Raw genomic sequence first — 18,782 nt, 5'->3', positions numbered from 1 at the left:
TAAGTTTGTTGAAAGGACTGATGACAAGTGACCACTTCACTTGAATACCGCTTATTTAAAGGAAACAACTCCGCTGAACCGTTATTTCATTATGAACAAATTGATTTACAACAGGTTCTTGCACGAAGAGAATGTGATTTTTATGTTAAAGAAGGAATTGTATATAAACAAACTTCTTCTGCAATTGAAGGGGAATGGCACGTGATTTACGTGACAAAGCAAGATGAAGGTGAAATAGAAAGGGAAGAATTTAATCTAAATGGCGCGTTACAGTTAGAAATGCGTGAATTTAATGAAAGAGCCAATCATCCACTTCAAAAAACACTAGAATTTGATCACCACATCGATATCCTTTCTCACATTGGGGCTAATTACCATTACATAGATGGACTGGAGTGGGAGAAAGACTCTGCTGAGATTGATGAAGACCGTCGTGTATATGTCCTGTATTTGATAAAGACAGGTTACAAAATGGAGGCGAATGGAAAATGAATAAAACTAAAAAGTTGATGGCAGGAGTAGCAACATCTGTTATGGCTTTCAGCATGTCAGGCTGTGGACAAAATGAATCAGCCGCGTTACCGCCTGAACCTACAGAATATGAATGCGATGATTGGGAATGGGATGATGAAGAAGGAACCTATTATTGTGATGATAAAAAATCATCTCATTTTGGAGCCTATTATCTCTTAGGTAGTATGTTTAGTAATCGCTCATCTTTAAGAAGTTCACCAAATTACTCTAGTAACTTAAGCCAATATAAAAACACGCAAAGCAATTATAAATCTGGTATTGGAAGTGGCTCTAAAGGAGGATTTGGCGGGTGATTGACGCTCAATTTCACCGTGAAAGAAAAAGCTTATATAGTCAAGTTCCTTACTTTTTCCCGGATTTATATGACGTAGAATATGCGTTGCTAGACATTCATAAAAAAACGCAAGCGGAAGTTCGGGATATTCGGGTAGCAGCAGAAAAAGTAGGCACTATTTTTGTGAAAGTTGCTCCGCTGTTAAGAGATTTAGATGATGAGACTCTTCTTCAGCTTGGTTTTCCAAAAGAATCTCTTGCCTATTGTCGAATTAAAACCATACCGCAAGAATATATAATTGGGCGACTTGATTTTATTGTTTCTAATTCAGAGATTAAGCTTCTCGAATTTAATTCTGATACGCCAACTTTTATTAAAGAAACGTTTGACGCAAACGACTATGTCTGTGATTATTTTGGTCTTCAAAACCCTAATAAAAGTAGTATCGATATTCTTCGTGGAGAAATGAGAAAAGCAGTAGCCGCTTCTTGGAAACATTTAAATAAGCCGGGTACGCCAAAAATTGTTTTCACTTCACACGGTGACAATTTTGAAGATATGTGGACGACACGATACTTACAAGAACATCTAGAGTTACCCTCGGAGTACGTGAGTTTAGACCAGTTGAAAATTCTTACAGAGTCAGTCGATGTAGATGGAGTTGTTACTGAACCAGGACTGTTTACTCCAAGCGGGGAGCGGGTTGACATCTTATATCGTCAAACCTATCCAATCGAACATTTAGTAAACGACATAGAGCCAGCAACCCATGAGAATGTTGGTCAAGAATTAATCAAACTCATTGTAGAAAATAAAGTAATGGTCATCAATCCGCCTTCAGCATTTTTATTGCAATCAAAAGCCGTTCAAGCACTCATTTGGGCATTGCATGAAGATGGCAAGTATTTCACGGAAGACGAACATACCATCATCAATCAATATTTTTTACCGACCTATTTGGAACCTGATGAGTTCTTGAAAACAAATCGTGCTTATGTACGAAAACCTTCTTTTGGACGCGAAGGAGATACAGTAGAAATATTTAACGGTTTAGGTGAAACCATCAACGCAGAACCACAACAAACGTATGGTGATACCTTACCGGTGTATCAAGCATTCTACCCGCTTCCAGAAGCGACAGTCCAAACAACTACTGGTGAAAAACAACTGCATCTTATGTATGGTTGTTTTCTAATAAATAACAAAGCAGGAGCGATAGGAATACGAGCTGGCGGTGTTATTACAAATAACTTATCTTATTTTTTACCGGTTGGAATTGAATAGATCTCGAGAGGATGATGAAGATGGAACTAATAACAGTTGAAGCATTTGGGAGCTTTTTAGCTCATTTTGGAGTAGGCGTTTTATTAATGATTCTGGGTTTAACCGTTTTTGCATTTACAACGAAGTTTTCTGAAGTGAAGTTAATTAAAGAAGGAAATATCGCAGTTGCTTTAAAATTGTGGGGGAAAGCAATCGGTCTTGGCATTGTCATTTACACAGTATGGGCAGGAAGTGTAAATTTACTAGATGCATTTATTTGGGGACTTGTCGGGATTGCCACTCAAGTAATTGCTTACTGGATTGTAGAGTACGGCCTTACACCAAACACCAACTTAGCTGAAGAAGTAGAAAAAGGAAATTTAGCCGTTGGTTTTAGCTTATTTTCCATTTCTATCGTGGTAGGATTACTAGTAGCAGCGAGTTTAACATACTAAGTATCGGACTAAATTATATTTTCCCTTTGAACTAATAAAGATGTTCAAAGGGTTTTTCCTTTGTCAACACAATAATTAGAACGAATGTTCTGTAGTCGGTATATGAGCACTTTAACCGAGATTTAAGCACAGTAGGAGAGTGAAGTATGGAAGTTCAGCAAGAAACCATGATTGAAGTAAAAAATTTAGTCAAGAAGTATGGTAACTTTACAGCCGTCAATGGGATTGACTTTAGTGTTGGAAAAGGAGAAATCTTTGGCCTTTTAGGACCAAATGGAGCGGGGAAATCGACAACGCTAGAAATGATGGTGGGTCTCAGAAAACCTGATGGAGGAACAGCCATTATCGGGGGATTTGATATTTCTCGTGACTTAAAAAAGGTCAAAGAAGTTATTGGTATCCAGCTTCAATCTACCACACTATTTGAACTGCTAACTGTTGAAGAGATTCTTCGTCTATATGGAAGTTTTTATCGAAAAAATGTATCGATTCCTGAGTTAATAGAAGATGTGAGTTTAACGGAAAAAAGCAAGAGTCGAATTAAGACACTATCGGGCGGTCAGAAACAACGTTTGGCAATTGCACTTGCTCTGGTTCATGATCCGTGGATACTTTTCTTGGATGAACCGACGACTGGTCTCGATCCTCAGGCTAGAAGAACTCTATGGGATATTGTCTTGAAATTAAAAGAAAAAGGTAAAACCACTGTTTTAACTACACATTATATGGATGAAGCTCATGTTCTTTGTGACCGGATTGCCATCATGGATCAAGGCAATCTCATTGCTTTAGATACCCCTTCTGGACTTGTTAAAAGTTTAGAGTCTGATAGTGCGGTAGAATTTCAATTTGAAGGAGAGTTCCTGAAGGATGAACTTGAATCGATTAATGGAGTGAAACAAGTCGGTAAGCGAAAAGATACATATGTTCTTTACACCGATGATCTTCAGGTGACATTGATTAGTTTAATACAATTGACTTCCTTAAAAAACTTGAAATTGACGGACCTTCAAACTAGAACGTCCACGTTAGAAGACGTCTTTATTCATATGACAGGAAGGAGTCTGAGAGAAGAATGAAAGCATATTGGCAATTAACATTAGCACAATTACGTATTTTTCTTCGAAATCGCCAAGTTCTTTTCTGGACACTTGCATTCCCCATTTTTCTGATGGTGATGCTTGGCACATTTTTAGGAAATGGCAATGGTATTTCGGTCTCGATCGGAGTAGTGGATCAAGACCAAACGGCTCAATCTAAAGAATTCTCTACTATACTAGCTAAGAATGAAGCGGTATATCTTGAATCAAGTCACAGTAAAGAGAAAGCACTTGATCAAGTTAAAGAAGGAGATTTACAACTTGTTGTGGTGATTCCACAAGGCTATGCCGCAATGATGAAAGATTCTGCAAGCACGACTCCGTTTGAGCTACCTGTTTACTACAATGAAACCAATCTCGCCGTTTCTCAAATTGGCTTGACCATTGTCAATAGTGTAGTGGATGGGATTAGTAAAGAAAAAGAGAATTACACACCAAGCATTGTGACCAATTCAAGTGGCATTGAAGCCTTGGATTTGAAGTATATTGATTTCTTAGTCCCAGGAATTTTAGCCATGATGATAATGAGTAACAATATGAACGGCGTAGCTGGCCAGATTGCCGCATGGAGAGAGCGTGGGATTTTGCGAAGGATGCAAGGGACGACGTTAAAAGCTTCAACATTTATTGCAGCTCAGATTACGGCAAGGCTCATGCTTAATGGATTGCAGGCACTTATCGTATTAGTTGTGGCCAATCTAATCTTTGGCATTAGTGTTAATGGTTCGTGGCTGAGTTTAATTACATTTGTTGTTTTAGGAACACTCGCATTTATGGCGATCGGCTTTATCATTGCCGGAATTGCCAAAACACCTGAAAGCGCAGCACCAATTGCTGGATTTTTATCATTTCCCATGTTGTTTTTAGGCGGCGTATTTTTCCCGATTCGCGATATGCCCGATTTTCTCCAACCAATAGTTAACGTCTTACCAATTTCTCATTTAAGTCACGCCTTACGTGAAACGATGAACGTTGGTACTCCGTTTATGGAATTAGGCACGGATGCGTTAATTCTAGCATGTTGGACAGTTGGCGCATTCATCGTAGCAAGCTACACCTTTAAATGGGAATAAAATAGTGAAAAATAAGGAGATTATTATGGAAAATCAAACGTACAAAACACATGTCAGAATGGACCCGCTTTACCATTACGTATTAACGGTCTTATTGTTAGCAACTTTGGTCGTGTCAATTATTAATCTGGTTCGCTCTCTTAATGCCGAAGAAAACGTCTTGCAAGCCGTTTTACTATTACTGATGACCGTAGCCATTGTCATTATTGCGATCCTGGTCAGAATTTATCCTTTGAAGAGCCAAGATCGAGCAATACGAGCAGAAGAAAATTTACGTCATTTTGTTTTAACCGGTAAATTACTAGATTCAAATCTAAGCAACGGTCAAATTATTGCGTTACGTTTTGCAGATGAACAGGAGTATCCTACTCTTTGTGAACGAGCAGTCAAAGAAAATCTTAAGCCCAAAGAAATTAAGCAAGCGATTGTTAACTGGAAAGCAGACAATAATCGAGTTTAATGATCATAAGAAAACCCATTGAAAATTAACTTTTCAATGGGTTTTTATTATTTTGGGTGTATTAAAGGATGCTGCTGAAATATAAAAAAACAAAAGAAACACTTGAACCTATCAATGCAGCAAAAGCATAAAGAAAGAGCCAACAAGTATGAGTTCCCATACTTGTCGGCTCTTTCGGAATGCAAATGTACGATAATCAACACTATCGTTAGAACCATTATTGTAGATAGACTTTATCAATTTTGGTGTGTTTATATGTCACCATTGCCGTAGTTAAATTGCCATTCAATACCAAACTTATCTTTAACACTACCGTAACATTTGCTCCAGAATGTTTCTTGAAGCTCCATACCAACAGTTCCGTCTTCTTTCAACTGATTAAATAATGACTTGATCTCATCTAGGTCTTCACTAACGATTGCAAGAGTGAGGTTAGTGCCCTGAACAAAAGTCATACCAGGGAATATATCAGAAAACATTACTACACTTCCACACATATTCAGACGTGTATGCATAATAAGGTTTTTAGCTTCTTCTGGGAGCGGATATTCTTCACTTGGTGGCATGTCACCAAAGGTCATAATCTTCGGTTGCTCTGTTTTAAAAACCTCTGTGTAAAATTCTACCGCATCTCGACAATTCCCATCAAAGTTCATATATATTTCAATTGTCATCGAATTTCACTCCTTAGTTGTTATGATTCCTCAATATTCAAAGTGTATCATTTTAATCAAAATAGTTCGAAAGGTATGTGACAGTGAAGACACGTTCTTTTAGATTTGTGTTAGAGAGTTACTAACGCTATTTAGTAGGTTACAGATATAAAACCTGGTTCTAAAAATGTCCAAATTAACTTAGCCTCTTCCGGTGAGCGCGGAGAAAGGATAATCGACTTGGGATACGGATTAGATTTAGGACGTTTTTCCACGTGTTTCTTTACATAGGGGTTTTTATCGACTGCTTCTAAGAAAGCTTGCTGAGTTGCTGATGAAAGCAAGTTCGTCTTTTTCAATTGAATCAGCCATTTAAACCAAGCATAAAATGCGTTATCTGTTTGCTGGTCTTCATAATGATTAATTATGCTATCCGCTTCATCTAATCTATCAAGTGCGATTAATGTGGACATTGCCAAATAACGGACACCTTGATGATCACCAGGATTCAGTTGTAGCAACTTGTAAAATTCTTTAAAAGCTTCTTCAAAACGTCCTTGTTGCCAATATTGAATACCCAGCAGAAAAAGGGCACGTAAATAGGGGCGGTTCGGAACATAAAGCCAAGCAACATCCATATCTGGTTCAAAATCTACTTTCCCACTAGCAATGGCTTGTTTTATTAATTTCTCACGTTCATTAGTATTCAATTCAGCATCCGCAGCAAGGAGAAACTCATCCACAATTCGTGAATGGAGGTGGTGTACTGCTAGTGCTTTTTCAGCTCGCAATATGTCCGTTTTAATGGCATATGCCTCATAGGCACGGAGTTGAGCTTCTTCCGTTTTAGATTTCGGAACATATGGTTCCCCGTGATAATAATCCATGTGGCGTTTCAACACAGTATCACTTGTAATCGTTAAATTTTTCAAATGCATAAGTAGCTGCCAGTTCTGATATTCATTTGTTTTCGGATCAGTTCCCACTTCAAAAGCATAGGTCGCTTCTTTTTCATCTTCATGGGTTGATGCTTCACTGTAAAACGCACGTAGATTTTCTGCAAACAGATTGATTTCAGTTGAATCCACCGCAAAGTAATCAGCGATTTTCTCTTTACTCCATTCGGATTTAAGAAGTTTATAGTCGATTCCAAACTGAACAGCACCTGCAATTGCTGCTTTTGGCACGTCAGATTGGAGTTCGAGATAATGAAAGAAACCTTCAATTAACTCGTCACTCTTCAAATCTTCATCAATTAAAAATTGTTCGAGTGCATTCACCGTTGCGATTACTTCACTTGATACAGTGTTACTAGCGCTCAAACCATTGCTAAAAAGTTGATATAACGTCATGATGTTTTCTCTGTAAAATCCTTGTACCGTATCAATTTCTGAAGAACCGTACATATCGCTTAATTTCTGAATGGTTTCTTCTTTTACTTCTACAGCCACGGTCACACTATTCAATACCATCAATCGATCCGAGTGGCGTATATCCGGTAAATAAAAGCCGATAGCTACATTTCCAGATTCAACTGGAAACGACTCATTAACATCTATTTGAAGTACGTTTTCCGATAACACATCTTGTATTTGTGCTTGGTAATTCGTCACAGAAATAATTTTCCCCACTAGAAAAACGGGATTTAACCAACCTTCAAGAATGTTTCGAATCTGGTGACGTTCTTCTTTAAGTATTTTTCTATTAATAAATGAATTCCAAATATCTACACGCTCAAGGAAGAAATAGATATCACCGATAATACTGCCTGATTTTTCTTTGCCGTAAAGGGGTACTAGAAGATCCTCGTTTTTGTCTTTCCAAGCGAGTAATGCTTTTTGTTCGGAAGGACGTGGATTATTTTCAAAGAAATCTTGCAATATTTTTTGCATGGCTTGATCAAGTTCATCGTTCAACCGTTCAGTGCCTTCGTTGGTACCGCAACATTTTTTGTGTTTTTTTCCACTTTGACAAGAGCAGGGGGTATTGCGTCCAATAATATCGAATTTTTCTCCATGAAGTTTTGTCATATCGTTGGTTCCCCTAGTAATAGTCGTTCCTCATCGCGACTGTGTATGGCATTAATCACAAGAAGAGCGTGGAATTGCTGAAGTACTTCAGGAGTGAGACCTTCATCATTGAGCATTTGTTTTATATCTTTTGCAATTATTCGCAATAGGTCATGATCACGTGTTAGTTTGACAACAGTTTCTGAGAGATGCGGATTCTGCTCTACGACTTCTTTATAAAAATCTTCTTCTTCAGCATCTGCATGGCTTAGAACTCGGGTTTCCCAATATTCGATTAAGTGGTCTGCAGCTTGACGCGCTACTTCAAATTCCCTCGCTGCTAACAACTCTTCCACTTCGTCGGTTTTAGTAATGGCACCCGACAGGCCTCCTTGATGAATCGCGTGATGAGCATGTTTTTGGCGCAAAGATGGTCCAGACATATTTTTAACACCCTTTCTATCTAACATTCAATTTTTTTTTAGTATAGCATAGGAAATTAGCAGAATTTCCCGCTTAGGACATTCCCGTAAGTGAAAGAGGGAAGTCCCTGATTGGCTGAAATGGTCAAAGCATTTAGTATTCTAATTGAGAATAAAAATCTCTAATAGGAGGAATATATGATGATTTTAACTATAGATACAACAGTAGCCAATATTGTAAAGGAAGTTCCAAGAACCGGCGATTTGTTTCGTGAATTACGCATTGATTTCTGTTGTGGCGGAAAAATCCCCTTACACCAAGCAGTAAAAGAACGCGGACTCGACGTGGAAGAAGTTTTGGCACAAGTCCTTGAAGTAGAAAGAAAACAAGCACAACATGATAGAAAACTGCCATCTTCACTCGAGCCTGTGGAACTGATTGCCCATATTCAAGAAAAATATCATGTGAAATTGCGTGAAGAACTTCCGGCACTCACTCCATACGTAACGAAGCTCGTAAAAGTTCATGGTGAACGTTACCCCCATATCATCAGGGTCAACGAAATCTTTAAACATTTGAAACGAGAATTACTTGATCATACAGATGATGAAGACAAAAATGTCTTTCCGTTAATTAAAGAATTTTTCCTGAATCCATCTACTGAGACTGCAAACTTATTAAAACCTCATTTGACAGAGCTTGAAGACGAGCATGAAAATGCAGGGAACTTATTAAAGGAATTGAATGAAATTACAAATAGCTTTCAACCTCCTGATGAGGCGTGCGGGACGCACCGACTCGTATTAAAACGACTAGCGGACCTTGAAGCAGATACCTTCCATCACATTCACCTTGAAAATAATGTGCTTTTTGATCGTGTAAGACAGGTTATATAAAAAACGAGTGGCATTTCAAGTCAATTGTATTGATTGAAATGCCACTCTCTACGTTTGATGACCAAGGAGATACTGTATGAAAAATATGATTCTCTTATTGATGCTCGTCGTACTCGGAGCTTGCGGAAAACCGTCTACAGACAGTGACAACGAACTTGTCATTTCAACAGCGTCCAGTCTCAAAGAAGCCATGTTAGCTATCGAAGTTGAATTCGGGAAAGTACAACCGAACACCAAATTGATGTTCAACTTTGGTTCATCGGGAAAATTAAGGAGCCAAATTCAACAAGGGGCACCTGCAGATGTATTTCTGTCAGCTAGCGTAAATGATATGGATGTACTGGCTGATGCAGGGTTGATCATAAAAGAAACTGTCAGGCCATTTGCAGAAAATAGGCTAGTGCTCGCTTCGATAAACCACGATGAAAGTAATGACTTTTCTCAGTTGATGATGGCTACTCATGAAACCATTGCTATCGGCGAACCGGCAAGCGTTCCACTTGGCGAATATACAAAACAACTACTCGACAATCTTGGCTTATGGGAAGCATTAAAAGGGAAAATGATTTATGCAAAAGATGCACGTCAAGTACTTACTTATATAGAAAGTGGCAATGCGGGGCTTGGCATTGTTTATTTCTCAGATACTCAAGTATCTCCTACTATCAAAATTATTAACGAAATGACTGAAGGACAGCATCCAATTATTTATCCCGCTGGCATTGCTGAAGAATCCCAAAATAGGGAAGAAGCAGAAGTGTTTTTGGCATTTATAACAGGAAAAGTTGGCCAGGAAATTCTTGAACAATACGGATTTATTACGGTTAAAGGGGGATAAGCCATGATTGCGTACGATTTATCGCCCCTTTTGTTGTCACTGAAAGTAGCCACGATTTCAACAATTCTTGTGTTTTTCACAAGCCTTCTTCTCGCTCGATTCATGAGCCGTCACGAGTTTTTCGGAAAAAGTGCTATCGACGCATTGATTCTTTTGCCACTTGTATTGCCGCCTACTGTTATCGGTTTCGGTCTAATTGTGTTATTTGGCATGAATGGTCCCCTCGGTAACTTACTTGAGGACGTATTTGGCATTCGCATCGTATTTACATGGATCGGTGCTGCAATCGCTTCTTTTGTTGTGTCACTTCCGCTTATGTACCAGAGTGTGTTGGCGGCTTTTGAAAAAGTCGATCCTCGTTGGGAAAATGTGGCTCGGACTATGGGTGTTTCAGAGTGGCGCATTTTTCGGACCATCACGTTTCCGCTTGCCTGGTCGGGTATACTTGCTGGCTTGATCCTTTCCTTTGCGCGAGGCATTGGTGAATTTGGAGCCACGCTTATGATTGCGGGATATATTCCTGGAGTAACGGAGACGATTCCACTCGCCATTTACTTTGCATATGAAGCGGGAGAGATGGAGAAAGCCGTATTTTGGGTCATCGTAATTTCAGCAGTAGGTGTCACGGCCATAACATGGGTGAATTACTGGCGTAAAAAAAATGCTTACCGAATTGGAAGGGAGTGACGCGGATGTTGAATGTGGATTTCCGTAAACAACTGGAGCAGTTTGAATTGCACATGCAGTTTCAGATGGGAAAGGAAATAGTATCAATTGTCGGGTCATCGGGCTCAGGAAAAACAACCTTTCTCAATTGCATTGCTGGGATTATGCAACCAGATGCAGGAGGGATTTCCCTGCATGGAACGGATTTTTATAAAGAAGGTAAAAAACCCTTAAAAATCCAAAAGCGGAAAGTCGGTTATTTATTTCAAGATTATGCACTGTTTCCTCATCTGTCTGCCGAACAAAACATTCTATATGGCACTTCACGAATTGATGATTTGGCGCATATAAGGGAACTGACGAAAATTCTCGACATATCCTTGCTCTTATCAAAATATCCTCACCAAATTTCAGGTGGCGAGAAGCAACGAGTGGCACTTGCACGAGCACTTGCTGCCAAACCGGATCTGCTACTTTTGGATGAACCTTTTTCAGCACTTGATGATGAGACAAGAAGTCGCTGTCAATCTGAACTGTTGCGGATACACGAGTTGTGGAGCATTCCCATCATTTTTGTGACACACCGCTTAGATGATGCTCAGAAACTCGCAAACCGCTTTATTCGAATTGAAAAAGGTAGGATGACCGAACAGATGCAACCTTAAGCTTCCTAATATAAAGAGGCACTGAAAAACTCGCGTTAAAAAATCCATTCTTAGTTGAGTTTGAAAAAAGGCGAGATTTCGTTCAATTCTGATCGAAATCTCGCCTTTACCTTGTGATTTTTTATTTTGATTCCTTCATTAAGGTCATAATTCGTTATTTTTCTTTCCCTTTAAATTACTCGCTATTTTGAAAGGCTCTTGACCTTTATGTTCTATCGACTTTATGGTCACAGAATAGATTTTAATTTTCGCATCTTCGGTGTAACAACCTTCTCGAAACTGACAGATTTTACATTTTCCAACGTCAAAATAATAAGTTTGCATGTGGTTTTTACCTACATTTTTTATTTGTTCAAGCTGTTCGAATGGCCAAATGACCAGCCTTACAAACATACATGCCTGCATCTTTTCCAAACTCAAATTCCTCTTCTTTCGTACGTCCACCTTGTGTAATTTAGACTAAGGTTTAAAGATTCTTGATTGGAAATCATCGACACACCACCTAAATTAAAAACTCTAATTACCTAAAACTCTATTGCTTTTTAATTTAGTAGGTGATTGGAGTGAAAGGCGGCGACTCCAGCGGGAAAAGCGGTCCTGGTGAGACCCCGCAGACGCTTGCGTCGAGGAGGCTCACGGACCGCCCGCGGAAAGCGTCCGCCTGTAACGGAAATCACTAAGATTTTAACAGGTCAATTAAAAAGAAAAGCCACCCAATCTCGATAATTGAGATTGGGTGGCTTTTCTAAACTAAGTGTACTTTTTCAGTGGCCTCTAAAAAAGGAGGCTTTTTTTGTTTTATTTAGGAACAAGGGAATTTCGGTATTTGTATAGGACATTCCCTAATGGGAACTAGATTGAGTGGCTTTCATAATGAATCTATACGAAGGATGGAAATTATTACCCACAATGTCTTTCATTTTGAAAAGGAGTGATAGTAAAGATGAAGAAAAAATTTGGTCTTAATTTTTTTAAACCGATAGAAAGCTATTCAGGCAACTGGTCAATCCTTGAAGAGAAAAGTAGAGATTGGGAGAATATGTACCGCCAGCGTTGGTCACATGACAAAGTAGTCCGCACGACTCACGGCGTAAACTGTACAGGTTCGTGTTCTTGGAAAGTGTTTGTGAAAAACGGAATCATCACTTGGGAAAACCAACAAATCGATTACCCTTCATGTGGACCGGATATGCCAGAATTCGAACCGCGTGGATGTCCTCGGGGTGCAACATTCTCTTGGTACGAATACAGTCCTTTACGAGTGAAATATCCATATATGCGCGGAAAACTTTGGCGCTTGTGGAAAGCGGCTCTTTCTTCTAACCCAAATCCGGTAGAAGCTTGGGCAAGTATCGTAGAAGACCCAGAAAAAGCCCAGTTTTACAAGTCAGCTCGCGGAAAAGGTGGACACGTCCGTGTTGACTGGGAAGACGCATTGCAACTTATTGCCGCTCAATTGATTTACACAATTCAAAAATTCGGACCAGATCGTATTGCGGGTTTCACACCTATTCCAGCAATGTCAATGGTCAGCTACGCTTCAGGGGCTCGTTTTATCTCGCTTTTAGGAGGACAAATGCTAAGTTTTTATGACTGGTATGCTGATCTTCCACCAGCTTCTCCACAAATTTGGGGAGAGCAAACGGACGTGCCCGAGTCTTCAGACTGGTACAATGCCGGTTATTTAATTATGTGGGGATCGAATGTGCCGATGACGCGTACACCAGATGCACATTTCATGACCGAAGTTCGTTATAAGGGAACAAAAGTCGTTTCAGTAGCACCGGATTTTGCGGAAAATGTGAAATTTGCTGATAACTGGCTCGCTCCGCATCCCGGAACTGATGCCGCATTAGCACAAGCGATGACTCATGTAATCTTGGATGAATTTTATAAGGATCGCCAAGAGCCAATGTTCATCAATTATGCAAAACAATATACTGATATGCCGTTCATGATTCTGCTCGACCCTCATGAAGATACGTTAAAAGGAGGTCGTTTCCTTCGTGCGAGTGATTTAGGTGACACTTCTCAACACGCAGAGTGGAAACCAGTCATTTTCGATGAAGTAGCCGATGAAATGATGATTCCGAATGGCACAATGGGCCAGCGCTGGGAAGAAGACAAGAAATGGAATTTGATTCTTGAACGTGAAGACGGAAAACAAGTCAAACCAGCACTCAGTGTGGAAGGTCATGGTGAAGAATGGGTAGAAATCGTCTTCCCATATTTCGATAATGCAGGAAACGGTATATTTAAACGAATTATTCCGGTGAAGAAAGTGACACTTGCTGATGGCACAGAACGTATTGTCGCTACAGTCTATGACCTTATGATGAGCCAGTATGGGATTGCTAGAATCGACAGCCCGTATAATGCAAAGGATTATTATGATGAGAACTCGCATTACACTCCCGCTTGGCAAGAAAAAGTGACGAGCGTTAAAGCATCAATCGTTGTTCAGATTGCACGTGAATTTGCTCAGAATGCCATTGATACAGGCGGTCGTTCTATGATTATCATGGGGGCTGGAATTAACCATTGGTTTAATAGTGACACCATTTATCGTTCAATTTTAAACTTGGTTATGCTGACTGCTTCACAAGGTGTTAATGGTGGGGGCTGGGCACATTACGTCGGACAGGAAAAATGCCGTCCAATCGAGGGATGGTCGACAATCGCTTTCGCAAAAGATTGGCAAGGTCCACCACGTCAGCAAAATGCCACGTCGTTCTTTTACTTTGCGACTGAACAATGGAGATATGAGGAAAGTGGGGTTGATTCGTTGAAATCACCACTTGGCGGTGATGTTCGCTATCAGCATCCAGCTGACTATAATGTGCTAGCGGCGCGTCTAGGTTGGTTACCTTCCTATCCTCAGTTCGATAAAAACAGCTTATTGTTTGCTGAAGAAGCTGCGAAGCAAGGCAAACATACAAACGAAGAAATTATCCAACATACATTTGAACAGCTCAAATCACGTGAAACGAAATTCTCTGTTGAAGATCCTGGTGCACCTGAAAACTTCCCACGAACACTCTTTATCTGGCGCTCGAATCTCATTTCAAGTTCAGCAAAAGGGCAGGAGTATTTCATGAAGCACTTACTCGGAGCATCTGATGGGCTTCTTGCCACACCAAATGTGGAAGAGAAACCGGAAGAAATCGTGTGGCGTGAGGATGTTGAAGGGAAGCTCGACCTCATGGTTGCCATTGATTTCCGAATGACATCTACGCCAATCTATGCGGATATCGTCTTACCAGCTGCAACATGGTATGAAAAAACAGACTTGTCATCAACAGATATGCACCCATTTGTCCATCCGTTCAATCCAGCGGTTAATCCGCTATGGGAATCTCGCTCTGATTGGGATATTTACAAAAAACTGGCTGAAAAATTCTCAGAAATGGCGAAAACCCATTTACCAGGTGTTTACAAGGATCTCGTTACTACACCGCTTGCGCATGATACTGTAAGTGAGATTTCTCAACCAATGGGCTTAGTAAAAGACTGGACCAAAGGGGAAATCGAGGCCATTCCAGGTAAAACAATGCCGAACTTCACTATTGTTGAGCGAGACTACACAAAAATTCATGACAAGTATATTTCTCTTGGACCAAACTTGGCTACCGGAAAAACTGGGGCGCACGGTGTCAGCTTCTCAGTAGCTGAAGAATATGAAGAACTTAAAAAGATTAACGGTACTTTCTATGATGAAACCATCAAAAACGGCTTACCAAAAATTCAGACAGCACGTCAAGTAGCGGATGCTATCTTGAATTTATCGTCTGCGACTAACGGTCGAGTATCCCAAAAAGCATATGCATCAGCTGAAAAAGATACAGGTGTTGAACTGAAAGACATTTCTGCAGATCGAGCAGCAGAGAAAATCACCTTCGAAAGCATCACGGTACAGCCGCGTGAAGTTATACCAACACCGGTATTTAGCGGTTCAAACAAGTTAGGACGTCGCTACTCACCTTTTACAACAAATATTGAACGTCTCGTTCCGTTCCGGACATTAACAGGAAGACAGCATTTCTATATTGATCATGAAATCTTCCTACAGTTCGGAGAAGCATTACCAATTTATAAACCTACATTACCACCAATGGTCTTTGGTCCGAATGACAAGAAAGTGAAGGGCGGAATGGACTCACTTGTGTTGCGCTATTTAACACCACATGGCAAGTGGAACATTCACTCTACTTACCAAGATAATCAGCATATGTTGACCTTGTTCCGTGGTGGTCCAACTGTTTGGCTCAACAACGAAGATGCGGACGCACATAATATCAACGATAATGACTGGTTGGAAGTGTATAACCGCAACGGTGTTGTCACAGCGCGTGCTGTTGTTAGTCATCGCATGCCACGAGGCACCATGTTCATGTACCACGCTCAAGACAAACACATTAACGTACCAGGGTCAGAGATTACTGATACACGAGGAGGCAGTCATAACGCCCCTACCCGTATCCATCTTAAACCGACACAAATGGTTGGGGGCTATGCCCAGCTAAGTTACGGATTCAATTATTATGGACCGATTGGGAACCAGCGTGATGAATACGTGGCCGTACGGAAAATGAAGGAGGTTAACTGGCTTGAAAATTAAAGCGCAAATTGCAATGGTCATGAATTTGGATAAATGCATCGGTTGCCATACTTGTAGCGTAACGTGTAAAACCACTTGGACGAATCGTAAGGGCGCAGAATACATGTGGTTCAATAACGTTGAGACCAAACCCGGTATTGGTTACCCAAAGCGATGGGAAGATCAAGAGCTTTACAAAGGTGGATGGCAACTTCGTAAAGGGAAACTGGAACTGAAATCAGGTAATAAATTGTCCAAAGTGGCACTCGGGAAAATTTTCTATAACCCAGATATGCCAGAAATGAAAGATTACTATGAACCATGGACATACAATTACGAACATTTAACAAATGCAGGCGAGTTAGAGCATTCACCTGTTGCACGAGCTCATTCTGTCATTACCGGTAAAAAGATGGACCTCGAATGGGGTCCTAACTGGGAAGATGATTTAGCCGGAGCACATATAACGGGGCCGCTTGATCCAAACATTCAAAAAATCGAAGAAGAAATCAAATTCAACTTTGAGAAGTCATTCATGATCTATCTACCAAGGCTTTGTGAACATTGTCTCAATCCAAGCTGTGTAGCATCATGTCCTTCAGGTGCAATGTATAAACGGGATGAAGATGGAATCGTGCTCGTTGATCAGGAAGCGTGTAGGGGATGGCGCTATTGTATGACGGGTTGTCCTTACAAAAAAGTCTACTTCAACTGGCAGACAAATAAAGCTGAAAAATGCACGTTTTGCTTTCCACGTGTAGAAGCGGGATTACCAACTGTCTGTTCTGAAACATGTACTGGACGTATCCGTTATCTAGGTGTTCTTTTATACGATGCAGATCGAGTCCTAGAAGCAGCATCTACGCCAGACGAAAAAGATCTATACAAAGCGCAATGTAGTCTATTTATGGATCCTAATGATCCGGAAGTTAAAGCTCAAGCGAAAAAAGATGGCATATCGGAAGATTGGATTGAAGCAGCACAAAATTCGCCAGTATATAAACTTGCGATTGAGCATCAATTAGCCTTCCCGCTTCATCCAGAGTACCGCACATTGCCCATGGTTTGGTATGTGCCGCCTCTAAGCCCCATCATGAACTATTTTGAAGGAAAAGATTCAATCAAAAATCCCGATATGATTTTCCCAGCAATTGAAGAAATGCGCACACCTATCCAGTATCTTGCAAACATGCTGACGGCTGGTGACACAGAAACTGTCAAGAAATCTCTCCAACGGATGGCGATGATGCGATCATATATGCGTGCCTTATCTTCTGGTAAAGAATTTGATAACAGCCGTTTAGAGCGTATCGGCATGACTGCCCATCAGACAGAACAAATGTACCGCCTACTTGCTATCGCAAAATACAATGATCGTTTCGTCATTCCAACATCACATAAAGAAGGACAAAATAATCCTTACCGTGCACAAGGATCGGAAGGCTATGAAAGTGGAGGAATGGGAGGCGATACAGGTGGATCTTGTGATGGTTGTGGACCAGCGAGTCCGAGTCCGAGTCAAAGTCTAACTGGAACAGCTATGAAAACAGGAAAAGAAATATACGAAGAAAATTTCTACGGAGGTATATGGCGTGATTAATCTCGAAAAGTTATACGATTATAAACATTCATTCGGTTTTTTTGCCCATCAGCTTTCTTATCCCAAAAAGTTAGACTTTCACCCGTCACTTATTGAAGACACTTTTGATTCGAACCATCCAGCTTATGAACATGTGAAATCGTATTTGTCTTTAATGCAACATCCAAACCTGGATGATATTAAAGAACTGTATACAGAAACCTTTGATTTCCAAAAAGATTCTACATTGTTCATGACATATTTCAAATTTGAAGACGCTAAAGAACGCGGTCAAATGCTGGCCAAATTAAAAGTGATGTATGAAATGTTCGGTCTCGAAATGCCAGAGGAGGAGTTATCGGATTTCCTTCCACTTATGTGTGAGTTTCTGTACGCGGCAGAATGGATAGGCGATTCGCGAGCACCAGACAGTTTTGGAATGTTGATTGCTGTTCTTGAAGATGGAACCTATCATTTATTGGATTCACTTAAAAAACAAGAGAGTCCTTACTTTCACCTCGTGAAAGGATTGCGGGAAACGTTTAAAGTTTGTATAGATCAGGGGGCTCCAGCCCAACATGGTTAATCAATTTTTATGGGTGATATTCCCTTACATTTGTATGGCTATATTTATTTTCGGACATATTTATAGATACAGGACAGACCAATTCCATTGGACAGCAAAATCAAGTGAATTTATTGAAAAGAAACAATTGATGATTGGCAGTATTCTCTTTCACCTGGGTATCATACCAGTTATTTTGGGCCATGTTTCGGGACTTGGAATCCCGAAATCGTGGCTACATGCAGTCGGCGTAAATGATCATCTTTATCATATCGGGGCCATCTATGTGGGTGGGTTTTTCGGTTTTATGACCCTTCTAGGAATGATTATCCTGACATTTAGGCGTTTCACGATAAGAAGTGTCCGTATGTTAAGCTCAGCCTCCGATTTAGTTGTTAATTCTTTGCTTCTATTTATCGTCTTAATGGGAATGTACGCTACCCTTGTAACAAATGTTGTACAGCCTGAATTCGATTACCGTGATTCGATTTCGGTTTGGTTCCGTGATTTGTTCTTTTTACGTCCAGATCCTGCGTTAATGTCTGGAGTACCACTGTCATTTAAAATTCATGTACTTGCTGGTTTTGCTATTTTTGCACTTTGGCCATTTACACGACTCGTACATGTGTGGAGCGTTCCATTGATTTATGTTGGTAGAAGTTATATCCTTTACAGGAAACATAAAACAAACTAAATTGAAAAGAGGTATATGCCTCTTTTCTTTTTAATAGG

Annotated in this window: 18 protein-coding genes and 1 pseudogene; 15 read left to right on the top strand and 4 right to left on the bottom strand. The window is 40.2% G+C overall.

Annotated features, from left to right (window positions below):
* Window positions 1-27 precede the first annotated feature (27 nt).
* From ACFPYN_RS11620 to ACFPYN_RS11590, 7 genes are all read left to right on the top strand, one after another.
* Complete coding sequence (locus tag ACFPYN_RS11620; protein WP_377734342.1) at window positions 28-492, top strand: hypothetical protein; 465 nt, start codon at window positions 28-30, stop codon at window positions 490-492.
* The gene (locus ACFPYN_RS11615) at window positions 489-827 is read left to right on the top strand and encodes a hypothetical protein (RefSeq protein ID WP_377734341.1); all 339 of its coding nucleotides are present in this window, start codon (window positions 489-491) and stop codon (window positions 825-827) included. The genes ACFPYN_RS11620 and ACFPYN_RS11615 overlap by 4 nt, the downstream gene beginning before the upstream one ends.
* A complete protein-coding gene (locus ACFPYN_RS11610) occupies window positions 824-2,092 on the top strand; it encodes a glutathionylspermidine synthase family protein (protein WP_377734339.1) in 1,269 nt (422 codons plus the stop codon). Before ACFPYN_RS11615 ends, ACFPYN_RS11610 begins: the two co-directional genes overlap by 4 nt.
* 20 nt (window positions 2,093-2,112) lie before the next feature.
* A complete protein-coding gene (locus tag ACFPYN_RS11605) occupies window positions 2,113-2,526 on the top strand; it encodes a DUF350 domain-containing protein (protein ID WP_377734337.1) in 414 nt (137 codons plus the stop codon).
* Window positions 2,527-2,672: 146 nt separating this feature from the next.
* A complete protein-coding gene (locus ACFPYN_RS11600) occupies window positions 2,673-3,605 on the top strand; it encodes an ABC transporter ATP-binding protein (protein ID WP_377734336.1) in 933 nt (310 codons plus the stop codon).
* On the top strand, window positions 3,602-4,699 hold the full coding sequence (locus tag ACFPYN_RS11595; RefSeq protein WP_377734335.1) for an ABC transporter permease: 1,098 nt from the start codon (window positions 3,602-3,604) through the stop codon (window positions 4,697-4,699). The genes ACFPYN_RS11600 and ACFPYN_RS11595 overlap by 4 nt, the downstream gene beginning before the upstream one ends.
* A 25-nt stretch (window positions 4,700-4,724) precedes the next feature.
* The gene (locus ACFPYN_RS11590) at window positions 4,725-5,159 is read left to right on the top strand and encodes a DUF6526 family protein (protein ID WP_377734332.1); all 435 of its coding nucleotides are present in this window, start codon (window positions 4,725-4,727) and stop codon (window positions 5,157-5,159) included.
* Between the two features lie 251 nt (window positions 5,160-5,410).
* Here the strand turns inward: ACFPYN_RS11590 and ACFPYN_RS11585 are convergent, their stop codons facing one another.
* The 3 genes from ACFPYN_RS11585 to ACFPYN_RS11575 form a co-directional block, all read right to left on the bottom strand.
* On the bottom strand, window positions 5,411-5,833 hold the full coding sequence (locus ACFPYN_RS11585; protein WP_377734331.1) for a VOC family protein: 423 nt from the start codon (window positions 5,831-5,833) through the stop codon (window positions 5,411-5,413).
* Window positions 5,834-5,964: 131 nt separating this feature from the next.
* A complete protein-coding gene (locus ACFPYN_RS11580; protein ID WP_377734329.1) occupies window positions 5,965-7,842 on the bottom strand; it encodes a tetratricopeptide repeat protein in 1,878 nt (625 codons plus the stop codon).
* Window positions 7,839-8,264, bottom strand: coding sequence for a hemerythrin domain-containing protein (locus ACFPYN_RS11575; protein WP_377734328.1), 426 nt, complete (start codon window positions 8,262-8,264; stop codon window positions 7,839-7,841). The genes ACFPYN_RS11580 and ACFPYN_RS11575 overlap by 4 nt, the downstream gene beginning before the upstream one ends.
* A 177-nt stretch (window positions 8,265-8,441) precedes the next feature.
* Between ACFPYN_RS11575 and ric the strand changes: the two genes are divergently transcribed.
* From ric to ACFPYN_RS11555, 4 genes are all read left to right on the top strand, one after another.
* Window positions 8,442-9,140: an iron-sulfur cluster repair di-iron protein gene (gene ric, locus ACFPYN_RS11570; RefSeq protein ID WP_377734326.1), complete on the top strand. Its 699-nt coding sequence runs from the start codon at window positions 8,442-8,444 to the stop codon at window positions 9,138-9,140.
* Between the two features lie 76 nt (window positions 9,141-9,216).
* Entirely contained in the window at window positions 9,217-9,978 is a 762-nt protein-coding gene (gene modA, locus ACFPYN_RS11565; protein ID WP_377734325.1) for a molybdate ABC transporter substrate-binding protein, read from the top strand.
* 3 nt (window positions 9,979-9,981) lie between these two features.
* Window positions 9,982-10,665, top strand: a complete 684-nt coding sequence (modB, locus tag ACFPYN_RS11560; protein WP_377734323.1) for a molybdate ABC transporter permease subunit — start codon at window positions 9,982-9,984, stop codon at window positions 10,663-10,665.
* A gap of 5 nt (window positions 10,666-10,670) precedes the next feature.
* On the top strand, window positions 10,671-11,309 hold the full coding sequence (locus ACFPYN_RS11555; protein ID WP_377734322.1) for an ATP-binding cassette domain-containing protein: 639 nt from the start codon (window positions 10,671-10,673) through the stop codon (window positions 11,307-11,309).
* Between the two features lie 147 nt (window positions 11,310-11,456).
* On the opposite strand, the pseudogene ACFPYN_RS11550 reads toward ACFPYN_RS11555, so the two are convergent.
* A pseudogene (locus tag ACFPYN_RS11550) lies at window positions 11,457-11,763 on the bottom strand (IS5/IS1182 family transposase); the annotation flags it as partial.
* Window positions 11,764-12,252: 489 nt separating this feature from the next.
* Between ACFPYN_RS11550 and ACFPYN_RS11545 the strand changes: the two are divergent.
* Genes ACFPYN_RS11545 through narI form a run of 4 tightly spaced genes read left to right on the top strand, consistent with a single transcriptional unit; the run spans window position 12,253 to window position 18,744 of the window.
* Window positions 12,253-15,927, top strand: coding sequence for a nitrate reductase subunit alpha (locus ACFPYN_RS11545; RefSeq protein ID WP_377734320.1), 3,675 nt, complete (start codon window positions 12,253-12,255; stop codon window positions 15,925-15,927).
* The gene (gene narH / locus ACFPYN_RS11540) at window positions 15,917-17,506 is read left to right on the top strand and encodes a nitrate reductase subunit beta (RefSeq protein WP_377734318.1); all 1,590 of its coding nucleotides are present in this window, start codon (window positions 15,917-15,919) and stop codon (window positions 17,504-17,506) included. The genes ACFPYN_RS11545 and narH overlap by 11 nt, the downstream gene beginning before the upstream one ends.
* On the top strand, window positions 17,499-18,071 hold the full coding sequence (narJ, locus tag ACFPYN_RS11535; RefSeq protein WP_377734316.1) for a nitrate reductase molybdenum cofactor assembly chaperone: 573 nt from the start codon (window positions 17,499-17,501) through the stop codon (window positions 18,069-18,071). The genes narH and narJ overlap by 8 nt, the downstream gene beginning before the upstream one ends.
* Window positions 18,064-18,744: a respiratory nitrate reductase subunit gamma gene (gene narI, locus ACFPYN_RS11530; protein ID WP_377734314.1), complete on the top strand. Its 681-nt coding sequence runs from the start codon at window positions 18,064-18,066 to the stop codon at window positions 18,742-18,744. Before narJ ends, narI begins: the two co-directional genes overlap by 8 nt.
* Window positions 18,745-18,782: the final 38 nt, after the last annotated feature.

Source organism: Paenisporosarcina macmurdoensis (assembly GCF_042658845.1).
In the GTDB taxonomy this organism is placed as follows: domain Bacteria; phylum Bacillota; class Bacilli; order Bacillales_A; family Planococcaceae; genus Paenisporosarcina; species Paenisporosarcina macmurdoensis.
This window is presented reverse-complemented; position numbering and strand designations above follow the sequence as displayed.

Coding starts and splice junctions, on each gene's coding strand:
- modB (WP_377734323.1), top strand. CDS start 9,982: ATGATTGCGTACGATTTATCGCCCCTTTTGTTGTCACTGAAAGTAGCC.
- ACFPYN_RS11605 (WP_377734337.1), top strand. CDS start 2,113: ATGGAACTAATAACAGTTGAAGCATTTGGGAGCTTTTTAGCTCATTTT.
- ACFPYN_RS11590 (WP_377734332.1), top strand. CDS start 4,725: ATGGAAAATCAAACGTACAAAACACATGTCAGAATGGACCCGCTTTAC.
- ACFPYN_RS11615 (WP_377734341.1), top strand. CDS start 489: ATGAATAAAACTAAAAAGTTGATGGCAGGAGTAGCAACATCTGTTATG.
- ric (WP_377734326.1), top strand. CDS start 8,442: ATGATGATTTTAACTATAGATACAACAGTAGCCAATATTGTAAAGGAA.
- ACFPYN_RS11555 (WP_377734322.1), top strand. CDS start 10,671: ATGTTGAATGTGGATTTCCGTAAACAACTGGAGCAGTTTGAATTGCAC.
- ACFPYN_RS11595 (WP_377734335.1), top strand. CDS start 3,602: ATGAAAGCATATTGGCAATTAACATTAGCACAATTACGTATTTTTCTT.
- ACFPYN_RS11585 (WP_377734331.1), bottom strand. CDS start 5,833: ATGACAATTGAAATATATATGAACTTTGATGGGAATTGTCGAGATGCG.
- ACFPYN_RS11545 (WP_377734320.1), top strand. CDS start 12,253: ATGAAGAAAAAATTTGGTCTTAATTTTTTTAAACCGATAGAAAGCTAT.
- ACFPYN_RS11600 (WP_377734336.1), top strand. CDS start 2,673: ATGGAAGTTCAGCAAGAAACCATGATTGAAGTAAAAAATTTAGTCAAG.
- ACFPYN_RS11575 (WP_377734328.1), bottom strand. CDS start 8,264: ATGTCTGGACCATCTTTGCGCCAAAAACATGCTCATCACGCGATTCAT.
- modA (WP_377734325.1), top strand. CDS start 9,217: ATGAAAAATATGATTCTCTTATTGATGCTCGTCGTACTCGGAGCTTGC.
- ACFPYN_RS11580 (WP_377734329.1), bottom strand. CDS start 7,842: ATGACAAAACTTCATGGAGAAAAATTCGATATTATTGGACGCAATACC.
- narI (WP_377734314.1), top strand. CDS start 18,064: ATGGTTAATCAATTTTTATGGGTGATATTCCCTTACATTTGTATGGCT.